Origin of the sequence: Salinicola sp. CPA57, assembly GCF_003206035.1 — a bacterium.
In the GTDB taxonomy this organism is placed as follows: domain Bacteria; phylum Pseudomonadota; class Gammaproteobacteria; order Pseudomonadales; family Halomonadaceae; genus Salinicola; species Salinicola socius.
The window spans coordinates 88,958-100,796 of sequence record NZ_PZJR01000010.1 but is presented as its reverse complement, the minus strand read 5'-3'; the positions used below and the strand labels follow the sequence as shown (position 1 = coordinate 100,796).

At 62.4% G+C, this 11,839-nt stretch carries 10 protein-coding genes; 7 read left to right on the top strand and 3 right to left on the bottom strand.

The annotated features are described in order from the left end of the window. Nucleotides 1–84: 84 nt before the first annotated feature. The 7 genes from DOM36_RS12025 to DOM36_RS11995 all read left to right on the top strand — a co-directional run bounded on the left by DOM36_RS12025 (nt 85) and on the right by DOM36_RS11995 (nt 8,654). A complete protein-coding gene (locus tag DOM36_RS12025; RefSeq protein WP_110643224.1) occupies nt 85–819 on the top strand; it encodes a 3-deoxy-D-manno-octulosonic acid kinase in 735 nt (244 codons plus the stop codon). A 14-nt stretch (nt 820–833) separates the two neighbouring features. After that, the gene (locus DOM36_RS12020) at nt 834–2,675 is read left to right on the top strand and encodes a DUF3413 domain-containing protein (RefSeq protein WP_110643223.1); all 1,842 of its coding nucleotides are present in this window, start codon (nt 834–836) and stop codon (nt 2,673–2,675) included. A 334-nt stretch (nt 2,676–3,009) separates the two neighbouring features. Next, nucleotides 3,010–3,651, top strand: coding sequence for a hypothetical protein (locus DOM36_RS20485; RefSeq protein ID WP_232823812.1), 642 nt, complete (start codon nt 3,010–3,012; stop codon nt 3,649–3,651). A gap of 181 nt (nt 3,652–3,832) precedes the next feature. Then, nucleotides 3,833–4,636 (top strand): glycosyltransferase family 2 protein, encoded by an 804-nt coding sequence (locus DOM36_RS12010; RefSeq protein ID WP_075570088.1) that lies wholly within the window; start codon nt 3,833–3,835, stop codon nt 4,634–4,636. A gap of 19 nt (nt 4,637–4,655) precedes the next feature. Continuing rightward, nucleotides 4,656–5,699 carry a glycosyltransferase gene (locus DOM36_RS12005; protein WP_110643222.1) on the top strand — a complete coding sequence of 348 codons (1,044 nt, stop codon included), beginning with the start codon at nt 4,656–4,658 and terminating at the stop codon, nt 5,697–5,699. Nucleotides 5,700–5,870: 171 nt separating this feature from the next. Further along, nucleotides 5,871–6,968: a D-alanine--D-alanine ligase gene (ddlA, locus tag DOM36_RS12000; RefSeq protein ID WP_075570086.1), complete on the top strand. Its 1,098-nt coding sequence runs from the start codon at nt 5,871–5,873 to the stop codon at nt 6,966–6,968. 123 nt (nt 6,969–7,091) lie between these two features. Further along, nucleotides 7,092–8,654 carry a sulfatase-like hydrolase/transferase gene (locus DOM36_RS11995; RefSeq protein ID WP_110643221.1) on the top strand — a complete coding sequence of 521 codons (1,563 nt, stop codon included), beginning with the start codon at nt 7,092–7,094 and terminating at the stop codon, nt 8,652–8,654. A 25-nt stretch (nt 8,655–8,679) separates the two neighbouring features. On the opposite strand, the gene DOM36_RS11990 is transcribed toward DOM36_RS11995, so the two are convergent. From DOM36_RS11990 to DOM36_RS11980, 3 genes are all read right to left on the bottom strand, one after another. Continuing rightward, nucleotides 8,680–9,591: a hypothetical protein gene (locus DOM36_RS11990; protein ID WP_232823811.1), complete on the bottom strand. Its 912-nt coding sequence runs from the start codon at nt 9,589–9,591 to the stop codon at nt 8,680–8,682. Between the two features lie 177 nt (nt 9,592–9,768). Next, on the bottom strand, nt 9,769–10,914 hold the full coding sequence (locus DOM36_RS11985) for a glycosyltransferase (RefSeq protein ID WP_110643220.1): 1,146 nt from the start codon (nt 10,912–10,914) through the stop codon (nt 9,769–9,771). A 25-nt stretch (nt 10,915–10,939) separates the two neighbouring features. Beyond that, entirely contained in the window at nt 10,940–11,827 is an 888-nt protein-coding gene (locus DOM36_RS11980; protein WP_110643219.1) for a glycosyltransferase family A protein, read from the bottom strand. Between the last annotated feature and the right edge of the window lie 12 nt (nt 11,828–11,839).

Sequence of the window (11,839 nt, the reverse complement as noted above, 5' to 3'; positions counted from 1 at the left end):
GGCGATCATCACCGTACGCCATGCCTCATTTGTCAGCCAGCACAGGCGGCGCAATCTGGCACAGCCCAATGTAAGGATCGGTCAATGTCGCTCACGACCTACCATCATCGGAACGCGCATATCTTATATGATCCTGCGCGTCTCGCTCAGCTCGACCTGCCGGTTCTGCCGGCGTTCGGTGAAGCGTGGCTCGATCCGGAAGCCTGGGACGAACGGGGCCTGGTAGTCGGCTCCGCACCCGGTCGCGGCGCCAGCCAGTTTCTCACGATCGATGCGCATCAGTGGGTGCTGAGGCCCTATCGTCGCGGCGGCATGGCCGCCAAGGTCAGTCAGGCTGATTATCTCTGGACCGGGCTCGAGCGTACCCGTGGCTTCCGCGAGATGCGTCTGACGCGAACCCTGTTCGAGCGAGGCCTGCCGGTACCGGCGCCAGTCGCGACCATCGTCGTGCGTCACGGCCTCACCTATCGCGCGGCACTGATCACCGAGCGCCTCGCGAGTAGCCAGGCACTGGCAGAACGCCTAGCCGACGCGACGCCACGATTGCTCGCCGATGTCGGCGCCACCATCCGGCGATTCCACGATGCAGGACTCGATCATGTCGACCTCAACGCGCGTAACCTCCTCGTTTCAGCCGACGATAAGGTTTGGCTGATAGATTTCGACCGCTGTCGGCTGCGCCCTCCCGGCGACTGGCGTCAGCGCAACCTGTCACGACTCAAGCGCTCTTTCGTTCGCTTCTCGCCTGCGAGTGCCCAACACAACTATGATCTCGTCGTCGAGGGATATCACGACGCGCCCAACACTCATCCACGCTGAGGCTCTTCCTGTTCATGCATGACACGTTGAAGCGCCGTTGGCGCAGCACTCTGCTATTTGCCCTATTCCAACTGCCGCTCGTCTGGCTGATCGCCTTGCGCTACACGCCTTACCTGGCAATGCCGCACGATGCCATGGGGATCGCCTATCTGATCCTGACCTGGATCGGCCATTTCGGCATGCTGGTCCTGCTTGGCTGGCTACCGCTCGCCCTTCTGGCGCTGGTGATCAAGGCGCGCTGGCTTTGGCTGCCGGCAACACTGCTCGGTGCGCTAGGGCTGAGCGCGCTGCTGCTGGATACGGTGGTCTACGCCCAGTACCGCTTCCACGTGAATGCCTTCATGATCTCGCTGTTCCTGAGCGACAAGAACGGCGAGATTTTCAGCTTTGCCCCCACGACCTGGCTGATTGTCGTCGGTTGCGTGATCGCCGCCCTGGCACTCGAAGGCTGGCTGGCGCGCCGCCTCATCGTGGGCGGCAAGGGACGACATCTACCGGCAGGTATCGCCTGCGGCGTCATTTTGGTGATGCTGATTGCCAGCCATGCGCTGCATATCGTCGCCGATGCCCGCTATCAGCGCAGCGTGACCCAGCAGGTCGGCATCTATCCGCTGCTGTTCCCGGCGACGGCCAAGGACTTCATGGAGGAGCACGGCTGGCTCGACCCCCGCGCCGCCCGCGCCGAACGTGCCGATATCGATGCCAAGCAGGCGCAGAATCTCGACTGGCCCAAGAATCCGCTCAGCTGCCAGGCCGACGACGCCCCCAATGTCATGGTGGTGCTGATCGACTCCTGGCGTGCCGACGAGTACGGCCCCGAAAACACTCCGAATCTCTATGCCGCCCTCAACGCAAGCGGACGTCGCTATCTCGATCACTACAGCGGCGGCAATGCCACGCGCAACGGCACCATGAGCCTGTTCTACGGCCTCACCGGCAACTACTACGCCTATCTGGACAACACCCAGACTCCGCCCCTGTTGATCACCCAGCTGCAGAAGCAGGACTACGCGATGGGCATCTTCTCGTCGGCCAGCCTCGACGGCGTCGGCTTCGATCGCACGATTTTCTCGTCGGTCGACCCGCTGCGATTGAGCACGCCGGGTGACTCGCCAGCGGGCCGGGATCAAAAGATGACCGAGGACTGGCTGAGCTGGCTCGATCGGCAGGAGCAGAAGGACGACGCCCCCTGGTTCGGCATGCTGTTCTACGACGCGCCCCACGGCTACGACGTGCCGGACGGGGCGGAGCAGCCCTATCAGCCGTCGGTCCAGAGAATGGACTATCTCGATCTGGGACCCGATACCGACCCGGTACCCTACGCCAATCGCCATCGCAATGCCGTGCATTACGACGACGTCCTGCTCGGTCGCGTGATCGACGATCTCAAGGCCAAGGGTGAGTGGGATAACACCATGCTGATCGTGACCGCCGATCACGGCCAGTCGTTCAACGATTTCGGCAAGAACTACTGGGGCCACAACAGCAACTTCGCCTCGCCTCAGACCCACGTGCCGATGATCGTCAACGGCCCCGGTGTCGAACCCGAGCGCGTCGAGGGCATGACCAGCCATCTCGACGTCGCACCGATGCTGATGCGTCATGCGCTGGGCTGCAGCAATCCGCTCTCCGACTACGCCCAGGGCGAGGATCTGCTGACACCGGGGATCGATCACCCCTGGGTCCAGTCCAGCAGCTACATCGACTACGGTATCATCGAACCGGATCGAATCACCGTGGTCGACGGCACCGGCCAATGGGATATCGTCGATCGCCAGCTCGATCCGATCGAAGGTGCCGAGTTCTCGCCGGCGGTGTTCGAGGCCATGCAGTGGTTTCGACAGTTTTATCAATAAGCCGACTCGACCCCGGCATGCTTTGCTTCGGTGTTCCGTTCGGGGCCGGGATTTTCGACTTCGTCGAATCTCCCGGCCCCGAAGATCATCGATCGAATGACACCTCGGGGAATCGCTTCTGAAAGTTTCGCAGCGCGATCCTGTAGGCGAGAACACCACTGAAACTACGTTTCCACCGATTGCGCGGTAGCTTTCTCCAAGGTTTTTCCGCGCCATGGTAGTGGACTATCCTTGCCGGCTCCCGCTTGACCTCATCTCCCGAGTACCCCAGTTCTCGAGTCCAGCTGACCTGCTGCTTCTGACGCCCCCAGGACGCGTTCCACGATGGATTGAGATGCAAGATACGTCCTTTGAACAGCTCGTTGATGTAGTCCTGATCCACCAGCGGGTATCGATCGGCATATTCGAAGTCGAGCATCGCCTCCGCCAGGCCTCTCTCGCGTCGAATAGCGCCACAATCGATGAGCAACACACCCGAATTGATATAGCTTTCGACCGGAAGGGGCGCCACGATATCGCCCACCCGCGCGCGATCGACCCAAGACCGACCGGACTGGAATTTGACTTCCTTCTTCAACGTCGAAAAATCCCTGACGCCGGCGATGCAATGGCCATTCATCGACATGCGAAACGCGTCGCCGACATCGCGACGAACCAGCGTGTCGCCATCGATATAAAGGACGCGCCCATCGACGAGCTGAGGCAGATAAAGACGAGCCAACGCGGCGTTGGGAACGTGGCTTCCCTTGGCACCAACGCCTGCGAAGGCAGACTCGTTGATGGCATGAAACCGAATCGGGACCTCTCTATTTTCGGCAACGCGACGGAGAATCGATTCGGCGTTGGCGGTCAGGGATACACCCAGGATCTCGATCTGCGAGATAGCGGTCGTCCGCAGGGCGGAATCCAACGCCAGAGCCGTGGGCGCCAGCAATCCCATATCGGTACCAAAGGCAATTCGGGCGTCATCGTTTAGCACAAGGGTTTCTTCCAAAGTTGACCATGAATGCGATGTCGTGGCGTCTATCGACGCCGTGAGCGAATTCGCCGACGAGAACCTCGGCCATGGACGCTAAGACCGTTAGGTGGTCCAATTGATTCAAAGTCATGTGACACCGCCTTCCTCCGTCCATAAGAGAATCCAAGCGTACCTCGACATGTCACAAATTAGCGGCGTGGTGATCACGCTCGACGAAGCCGATAACATCGAAGCCTGCCTGACTTCGCTCGCCCGAGTCTGCGAGGAATTGATCGTGGTAGACTCCGGCTCCAGCGACGATACCGTGGTCATCGCCGAGAGATTCGGCGCCCGCGTGATCCATCAGCCCTATCTGGGCGATGGGCCGCAGAAGAACGTCGGTCCGCAGGCCGCCAGCCATCGCTGGGTGCTGTCGCTGGATGCCGATGAACGGCTCACCGATGGCGCCGTGGCGGCCATTCAGGCGCTCGACCTGGATGCCGCCGCCAACGGAGAGCGCAGCCACGACGCTTATGCGCTGCGGCGACGCAATTTTGTCGGCAGCCGCTGGATCCGTCACTGCGGCTGGTATCCGGACTACTGCATTCGCCTTTTCGATCGCGAACGGACCGGATTCTCCGACAGCCGCCAGCATGCCTCCGTGCAGGCGCAAACCGCCAAGCGCCTCGATGCCGATCTGGAACACTACTCGTTCGCCAATCTGGGGGAGCTCTTCGGCAAGGCCAGCGGGCGCTTTTCGAATCGCGCGGCCAAGATCATGTATCTCAAGGGCAAACGCGCCAATGCCTTCTCGCCGTTTTTGCACGGCGCCAACGCGTTCGTGCGCAAGTACGTTTTCCAGCGCGGCTTTCTCGGCGGGCTCGACGGCGTCTCCGTGGCACTCTCGGCAGCCGTCAACGCTTACCTGAAGTACGCCAAGCTGCTCGAGCTTCAACGCGACCCCAAGGTTCGCGACGCTGAAGATTTCGACCGGATCTGGTGAAACGACGAAGGGTCGCCCGATGCATATTCGACACGTCAATCTGGCCCGCGGCTTTCGGGGCGGCGAGCGCCAGACGCTGCTGCTGATCGAGGCGCTGGCACGACTGGGAGAACCCCAGGGTGGTATCGATCAGAGCCTGGTGTGTCGGCGCGATTCGCCGATGCGCGCGGCGCTGGCGGGGACGGATGTCGAATTGATCGATGCCGACCATGCGCTGGCCGGGCATGGTCACCGCACCAGGGCGACGTTGACTCACGCTCATGAAGCCAAGGCGGTGCACTGGGCCTGGGTCGAACGCCGCCTGCATGGCACGCCCTACATCCTGACGCGTCGCGTCCCCCAGCCGGTCAAGGACAAGCGCTTCAATCGATTGACCTATCGTGGCGCCGCGACTGCCGTGGCGATCTCGTCGGTGATCGAAACCCATCTTCGTGATCGGCGCTGGTGCCCCGTCGTCCGCATCCCGAGCGTGCTTTCCGGCCAGCCGAGCGATCCGACCCAGGTCGCGGCGCTACGCGAGCGCTTTGCCGGGCGTCGTGTGGTCGGTCATATCGGCGCACTGGTGGATCGCCACAAGGGCCAGCGAGTGCTGCTTGCGGCAGCCCGACGGCTGCGCGAGACGCATCCGGACGTCTGCTTCCTGTTGCTGGGAGAAGGTGAGGACGGCGAGACACTGAAGGCCGAGAGCGCCGGGCTGGACAACGTGATCTGGGAGGGGTTTCGGCCCAACGTCGGCGACTATCTCGAGATCATGACGCTGTTCGCGTTCCCCTCGCGCAACGAGGGGCTGGGCTCGACGCTGCTCGACGCCATGGATCATGGCGTACCGATCGTGGCCAGCGACGTCGACGGCATTCCCGATCTGATCGAGCACGATGTCAGTGGGCTGCTGGTACCGACGGGCGATCCCGAGGCGCTGGCTGCGGCGCTTGCCGCCCTGCTGGACGGTCCAGCGCACCGACAGCGGCTGGTCGCCGCCGCCAGACGACAGCTGGAAGCCTTCACGCCCGCGGCCATGGCGGAGGCCTACCTTGCCCTCTACCGCGGACTCCTCGACCGCTGAGCCACCGGGCGGAAGCGCCGGACACCTCGGCGGCGCCCGGCCCCGGCCAGCGAATGCCGTCAGGATCCGGCGGTTTCGAGGCAATACTTGCATGGCGTGAACGTGGCATCATGACGCCCGATGAGCCGCACCCGAGCGGCGTCGAGATCGTAAGCGAAGTGGAGCAGAACTATGAGCAAGATTCGGGTTGGCGTCATCTGTGGCGGCAAATCGGCGGAGCACGAGGTGTCGTTGCAGTCGGCCAGAAATATCGTCGATGCGCTGGATCGCGAACGTTTCGAGGTCACGGTCATCGGGATCGACAAACAGGGCCAGTGGCACGTCAACGATGCCGACAACTTTCTGGTTCATGCCGACGATCCCCGGCGTATCGCCCTCAATCCTTCCGATGGTGACATCGCCCTCGTGCCCGGTCGTGAACAGCGCCAGCTGATCGCCACCGAGACGTCTCAGGGGACCCTGGGCCAGTTGGACGTGGTTTTCCCCATCGTCCACGGCACCCTGGGCGAAGATGGTTCGCTACAGGGGCTGCTGCGCATGGCCAATCTGCCCTTCGTCGGCTCCGGCGTGCTCGGTTCGGCCGCCGGCATGGACAAGGATGTCGCCAAGCGCCTGCTGCGCGATGCCGGCATCCCGGTGGCGCCTTTCGTCACTCTGACCCGCCGCACGGCAGCCAGCGCCGACTTCGAGGCCCTGCGTGCGGAGCTCGGCACGCCGCTGTTCGTCAAGCCGGCCAACCAGGGCTCCTCGGTCGGTGTCAGTCGGGTGGAGAGCGCCGCCGAATTTCATCAGGCGCTGACACTGGCCCTGACGTTCGACCATAAGGTGCTGATCGAATCCGCCGTCGTCGGGCGCGAGATCGAGTGTGCAGTGCTGGGCAACGATAGCCCGGAAGCGAGCGTCTGCGGCGAGATCGTGGTCGAGAACGGTTTCTACTCCTACGACACCAAATATATCGACGACGAGGCGGCCACCGTTGCCGTTCCGGCCGCTATCGACGCCAGCGCCAGCGAGGCGATTCGCGACATCGCGGTTCGCACATTCCAGGTACTGGAGTGCGCCGGCCTGGCGCGTGTCGATGTCTTCCTCACGGCCGAGGGAAAGGTCGTCGTCAACGAGATCAACACCCTGCCTGGGTTCACCCGTATCAGCATGTATCCCAAGCTGTGGCAAGCCAGCGGCCTGACCTACTCGGCACTGGTGACGCGCCTGATCGAACTCGCGATGGCACGCCACGCCGAAGACCTGGGCTTGCGACATTCCCGCTAGTCCCCGGGAACTCGGCAGTAACCTGCTTGTCTTGGATTCGTCATGATAGAGTCATAACCACTCTTCATGCGGTGCCCGGAATTGGCACCGGTAGAACACGACGTTCACGGATCGAAGCACGGCATGCCCATTTCTCTCAATACTCGACGTTGGTGCGCACTCACTTACATCGGCCTCTGTATCGGCTACGCCATCATGGTGGTCTGGGTGCTGCCATGGTGGACCCCCATCGTGACCACCCTCGCCTGGCTGGCCGTCGGCTACCACTTCCACTGGGGCCATCCGTCGCAACGTGCCACGAAGCGCAAGGCGTGGCCCTGGTCGCTGGTGCCGTTGATCCTGTGGTGGGTCTACATCTATCTCGACGACAGCTTCGGCCAGCTCGATCTGGGGGCGGTGATCTTTCATCTGCAGGCCGGTATCGAGGAGAACGGCAGCACCGACCGCCAGATCGCCGGCGTGATCTACACCGTGGCCGCGATCGTGATGCTGATGGCGGTGACGTGGCTGGTCCGGGCGGATCACCGCTGGCGTTTGTGGGAGCGGGTCCTGAGCCTGTTTCTGCTCGCTTTCAACCCGCTGCTGTTCGGACTGTCATTGCGCGGCGCTTCGGTGATCGACGATGACGAGGCCTGGCTCAACGACCGCTATCGGCCACCGGAGATCGTGGCGGCGCCGCGTCGGCCGCCTAATCTGATCTATCTCTACATGGAGAGCACCGAGCGTACCTACAGCGACACCCGCCGCTTCGGTGACGCCTACGAGGATCTGGCTCAGTTGGGCAAGGAAGGCGTGGTCCTCCAGGGCGTCCAGCAGCTCGACAACACCGGTTGGACGATGGCCGGCATGGTGGCCAGCCAGTGCGGGGTGCCGTTGATGCCGGCGGGCCTGATGCACGACAACCAGTTCGAGCCGCTCTCGGACGTGCTCCCCGGCGTCAACTGCCTCGGCGATCTGCTGCACGAACGCGGTTACGATCTCACCTACATGGGCGGCGCCAGCACGAAATTCGCCGGCAAGGCGAAGTTCTACCGCGGTCATGGCTTCGATACCGTGCTCGGTCGCGATGAGCTGGAAGACAAGGCACCGGCCGGCTATCTCAACGACTGGGGACTCTACGACGATACGCTGTTCGGTCTTGCCGAGAAGCGAATCCGCCAGCTGCATGCCAGTGACAAGCCCTACGCCTTCTTCGGCCTGACGCTGGCGGCACACCCGCCCTTCGGCCATCCATCGCAATCTTGTATCGACAATCAGGGCCCGTTCGATGGCACCGATATTCTCTACTCGGTCAAATGTACCGGCTGGCTGGTGAAGAATTTCGTGGAACGCCTTCGCGCCGAGGGGCTGCTGGACAACACCCTGGTGGTGGTGGCCAGCGACCATCTCTCGATGAAGAACTCGGCGTGGGAGGATCTGATCGCCGAAGACCGCGAAAACACGCTGATGATGCTGGGCAACGGGCTGCGCCCCCGCGTCATCGAGCAGCCGGCGAGCATGGTGGACGTGCTTCCGACCTTGCTGGAGGCAATGGGCTACACCATCCCCGATCATCGGGCAGGACTGGGCGTGTCGCTACTCTCCGCGAAGCCGACGCTGGTCGAGCGCCACTCGCTCGAGGAGATGAACCAGCGCATGCGCAGCGAGAATGTCCTGCAGGAGCGACTCTGGAACGGCGTCAACTGAACCGCCAGACGTGGCCAGTGGCGAACTAACGCGGTGCCGGCCACTCGATGGGCCCCAGATCCTCGCCCGGATCCAGCTCACCCGGCAGGGTTTCCGGGGTGGTGTACCGCAGCGCGTCGGCTACCCGCGCCAGGGCAGCCTCACCTCTTGCCTTCTCGACTACGCGCGCCCACCACTGCCGGTGCACGGCGCGAACGACCACGGGTATCGAGCGCAGGCCCAGCCGTTGTGCCATCGCCAGGCGATGCAGGCCACGATTGATCTTGAGCAGATGCCCGTCGCGCGTGACGGCGACGCCGAGATCGTCCTTGCCCAGTTCGGCATCGAAACCCCGAGTCGCCATATCGTCGAGGAAGCCGAGATAGGTTCGCAGGTAGGCAAGTATCTTCTCTTCCGTATCCAGCAGAATACCCTGCTGGTACGAAGACCAGGGATGCCCGGACTCGAGCCGGGAGCGGTACTGGCGAAAGCGCTCGGTCTGAGTGAGATCGTCTCTATGCTCGTCGAGATCGCTGATGAAACGATAACGCGAGCCGCGGCGCAGATCACCGCGACTCCGGTCCCAATCGCCATCCCAGATGAAAGCAGAGGACGATGGGCGTTTGCCATCGATGCCCTTGGCATTGAGATCGCGGATCAACGCACGCGGATCGACCTGCACGACCAGCGCACGCCCTAACCGCGCCTCGATAGAACGCCGAGGCAGGCCGTGACGCTCGGCCCATTGGCCGCCCGCTTTCTCATGAGCCCAGCGCCGATAGAGCGCCTCTTCCAGGGGCATACCCACGCCACGTTGAAACCCGTCGCGCAGACTCGTCTGCCAGAGCGCACGCCGAATCCCCCATTTCATGCGGGAATCGAGCAGTTCGCTGAACGCCTCATCCTCGGCGGGCAAGCGCAAAGAGGCAGGCGACTGGGGATGTGAAGCGCGCGCCATGGGGAACCTACACATGGGAGTTCAGGAAAAGCGAAGTTATCAAACGCTGTTCGGATTCAACATAGCATAGCACATTAATGAGCATGCTATACAGTTTACCATCAACGGCTGCTGCCACTGACTCCTCTGTCCCCCGTTGACTCTTGTCTTGCAGTTCCTTGTCTCGCAGTCCCGCGTCTAGATCGTTGGCAGGTCGAGAAACTGCTGCATGATGCGTGTATCCCGAAACCGTTCAATCAACTCCGGGTCGGCTTCCAATCGCGGCGGATGCGCCAGTCCTTCGCGAATCTTCTGCGAAAGGCCGGATATGGAATTCTCGGCGATCAGCCGCGCCTGATCGTTGATCAGGACATTGCGAACGCCACCGGGGCAATCGACAGCGGCACAGGGCGTGCCACAGATCATGCTCTCCGCCAGCACGATTCCAAAGGCTTCGCTACGCGAGCTCAGCACGAAAAGACGGCCATGTTTCATCCATGGGTAGGGGTTGGGCCGGCTACCGATGAAGTGAATGCGCCCTCGGGCCCCCAGCTCGTTGACGAGCTGCTCCAGACTTTCACGCTTGGGACCGTCGCCGACGATGACCAGATCCTCGTCGATTTTCGCTTCGAGATACGCGCGAATCAGCCATTCCTGACGCTTGACGTCGGAAAGCCGGGAGACGTGAACGATGAAAGGCTTGGCGGGCAGTTCGACGGGCTCATCAGCCTGGCGGCGGATGGCGTCGATATCGCACGGGTTCATGATGGTTGCCCACTGACGGGGCCGAATCCCATGGTGGTCGAGCTGCTTCTCCAGCTGGGCGCGGACGTTGGGCGTATTGCAGATGACCTGCTTGCCCTCGTAGAGGCGCTTGAGATAGACGCCCTTCAGCCGCCCCCCGTACTCACCGGGCCAGGATACCGTCACCTGCCACAGACGCGGATCCTGCCAGGACCAGACCGTTTCGAACGCGCCCTGTCCGCGCATGATGACGCGGTCGATCGGGCCGCGTTCGCGTTCGAGCCTGGCCACGAAACGCTCGAGATAGCGGCCGCCGTACCAGCCTCGCCACAGGAAGCCGGAACCCGGCAGCAACGGCTTCAATAGCGCCCGCGTGAAGAGGTCGTACACCAACCCCAGGCCCGTCTTGCGAAAGGCCTTGTCGAAATCCACCCGGTGGACCGTAACGCCAGGATCCGGTGCCAGCTCTTCCCCTCCCTTGAGTACCAGCACGTGAACCTCGTGGCCTTCTCGCGCCAGCACGTTGGCAAGGTTCACCGTCACTCGCTCGATGCCGCCGATACTCAGCTTGCGTACGACCAGCAATACTCTCTGGGTCATGAAGTCATCATCCGTGTCATGTCGTTCACTCGCGCTCCGGTGGCCCACCGAAGATCAGCGGCTTGAGCTCGGGATAGCGGGCGAGACAGTTGGCGAACTGCACGTCGTTACCGCCGCGCTTGATATTGTCTTCGTGCAGCGCCGACTCCCCCGCTGCCGGGGTCGGCAGAAAGTCGACGTTACGCGGGTTGATTCTGACGCAGCGCGTGCCGGCCTTGAGAGAGGCCATCTTGAACCAGATGTCGTCGGCGTTGGGCGCCAGCGCCCGAAAGGCCTCGACGTCGAAGACCATGGGGTTCAGTGCGCCAGGCGGGTACAGCACGCCTCCGCTTCCGGTGGGCATCAGCGCGAAGTTGGGATGGATGGCACCGGGGTCGCGACGACTCTTGACCATCTGATAGGAAATTTCCCCCGAGCCCGGCGCACTCTCGCAGAGCATATGACCGCGGTGGCAGACGATACAGCCGGGAAATCGGGTCGCGCCGTCGACCAGCCGCCGCGCCCAATTCGGGGGATAAAGCATATCGTCGTCGGCGGTGATGATCGTGGCTTCCGGAAAAGCCTTCAGCGCGTGCACCAACTTGTCGTAGGAGCGGTAGTCTTCCTCGGTCACGACAATTCTCACTCCCCGTCGCACCAAACGCTGCAGCGATCCTGGCAGGCTACCGATCGCCTCTCTGTCGCGCCGGGAAAGATAAAGGTGGATGTCGAAGGCGTCGAGATCCTGTTCGCAGAGGGATTCCAGTGTAGCGAAGACCTGACGAATACGCGGCGGGTGGGTGGTCAATGAAATGATGAGCCGGTCACCGCTGGAAGGGACGCGGCGAGAGGACCATGGATTCTTCATTCGATAGTGCAGGAAACGAAGCGCTGATCGCAGTTTGCGTTTTCGCTTGGCAGTCAGTAGCGGCATGCTCGCTCTCGA

Bases quoted from the DNA above. Each gene is read 5' to 3' on its own strand.
- DOM36_RS12025 (WP_110643224.1), top strand. From the start codon at position 85: ATGTCGCTCACGACCTACCATCATCGGAACGCGCATATCTTATATGAT.
- DOM36_RS12020 (WP_110643223.1), top strand. From the start codon at position 834: ATGCATGACACGTTGAAGCGCCGTTGGCGCAGCACTCTGCTATTTGCC.
- DOM36_RS20485 (WP_232823812.1), top strand. From the start codon at position 3,010: ATGCAAGATACGTCCTTTGAACAGCTCGTTGATGTAGTCCTGATCCAC.
- DOM36_RS12010 (WP_075570088.1), top strand. From the start codon at position 3,833: ATGTCACAAATTAGCGGCGTGGTGATCACGCTCGACGAAGCCGATAAC.
- DOM36_RS12005 (WP_110643222.1), top strand. From the start codon at position 4,656: ATGCATATTCGACACGTCAATCTGGCCCGCGGCTTTCGGGGCGGCGAG.
- ddlA (WP_075570086.1), top strand. From the start codon at position 5,871: ATGAGCAAGATTCGGGTTGGCGTCATCTGTGGCGGCAAATCGGCGGAG.
- DOM36_RS11995 (WP_110643221.1), top strand. From the start codon at position 7,092: ATGCCCATTTCTCTCAATACTCGACGTTGGTGCGCACTCACTTACATC.
- DOM36_RS11990 (WP_232823811.1), bottom strand. From the start codon at position 9,591: ATGGCGCGCGCTTCACATCCCCAGTCGCCTGCCTCTTTGCGCTTGCCC.
- DOM36_RS11985 (WP_110643220.1), bottom strand. From the start codon at position 10,914: ATGACCCAGAGAGTATTGCTGGTCGTACGCAAGCTGAGTATCGGCGGC.
- DOM36_RS11980 (WP_110643219.1), bottom strand. From the start codon at position 11,827: ATGCCGCTACTGACTGCCAAGCGAAAACGCAAACTGCGATCAGCGCTT.